The following is a 1,052-nucleotide window of genomic DNA, read 5'->3' as shown; positions in this document are numbered from 1 at the left end:
AGAGATGGCTGGAGTACCAGGATTTGAACCTGGGAATGGCGGGATCAAAACCCGCTGCCTTACCGCTTGGCGATACTCCAGCAATAGAGGTAAGTTCAAATCTTATTTAGCCTAGATTTGATTTAGGCCACCTTACCGCTTCCACTTCGTGTCGAGACGATACCCAGCAATAGAGGTAAGTTCAAGTGTTTTTAATTCTACTTGAAAGAATATGGTGCGGAAAGAGAGACTTGAACTCTCACATCCGAAGATACTGGAACCTAAATCCAGCGCGTCTACCAATTCCGCCACTTCCGCACATCTTTTAGCATTAGTTATTAGAACCTAAATCCAGCGTCTATATCAAGACAACTGCTAATTCCGTAACTTTCGCATTGTATTATCTGAAGTATTTGAAACGTAAATCCAGCGTCTATTTCAAGACATCTGCCAATTTCTCAACTTCAGAATGTTGGCTGGAGTACCAGGATTTGAACCTGGGAATGGCGGGATCAAAACCCGCTGCCTTACCGCTTGGCGATACTCCAACGAAACTCAAATCTAACTTAAACTGTTGAATCCAGGATTTGAATCTGGGGCAGGATGAGTGAGGGATCAAAACCACTCTCTTTTCTCTGCCTTACCGCTTCCACTTCGTGTCGAGGCGATACTCCAACGAAATAAAATCTTTTTTAGTTCTGATTTAAAAGAACATGGTGCGGAAAGAGAGACTTGAACTCTCACATCCGAAGATACTGGAACCTAAATCCAGCGCGTCTACCAATTCCGCCACTTCCGCACATCTTTTTGCATTGGTTATTGGAACCTAAATCCAGAGTCTATATCTAGACAACTGCAAATTCCGCTACTTCTGCATTTAAAGAATGGTGGCTATGCCCTGATTTGAACAGGGGACCCCATCATTATGAGTGATGTGCTCTAACCAGCTGAGCTACATAGCCGTTGGCTGGAGTACAGGATTTGAACCTGGGAATGGCGGGATCAAAACCCGCTGCCTTACCGCTTGGCGATACTCCAACGAAATAAAATCTTTTTTAGTTCTGACTTAAAAG

General features: G+C 43.9%; 6 tRNA genes. All 6 read right to left on the bottom strand.

Features of this window, described 5'->3' with window-relative positions:
* Positions 1 to 5 precede the first annotated feature (5 nt).
* The 6 genes from D9603_RS18995 to D9603_RS18970 all read right to left on the bottom strand — a co-directional run bounded on the left by D9603_RS18995 (position 6) and on the right by D9603_RS18970 (position 1,017).
* Positions 6 to 80 (bottom strand) — tRNA-Gln (locus tag D9603_RS18995).
* A 132-nt stretch (positions 81 to 212) separates the two neighbouring features.
* Positions 213 to 297: transfer RNA gene (locus tag D9603_RS18990), tRNA-Leu, on the bottom strand.
* 155 nt (positions 298 to 452) lie between these two features.
* Positions 453 to 527 (bottom strand) — tRNA-Gln (locus D9603_RS18985).
* 166 nt (positions 528 to 693) lie between these two features.
* A tRNA-Leu gene (locus D9603_RS18980) sits at positions 694 to 778 on the bottom strand.
* Positions 779 to 864: 86 nt separating this feature from the next.
* Positions 865 to 941 (bottom strand) — tRNA-Met (locus D9603_RS18975).
* 2 nt (positions 942 to 943) lie between these two features.
* Positions 944 to 1,017, bottom strand: a tRNA-Gln gene (locus D9603_RS18970).
* Positions 1,018 to 1,052: the final 35 nt, after the last annotated feature.

Origin of the sequence: Pseudoalteromonas sp. PS5 (genome assembly GCF_004103255.1) — a bacterium.
Taxonomy (GTDB): Bacteria; Pseudomonadota; Gammaproteobacteria; order Enterobacterales; family Alteromonadaceae; genus Pseudoalteromonas; species Pseudoalteromonas peptidolytica.
This window is presented reverse-complemented; position numbering and strand designations above follow the sequence as displayed.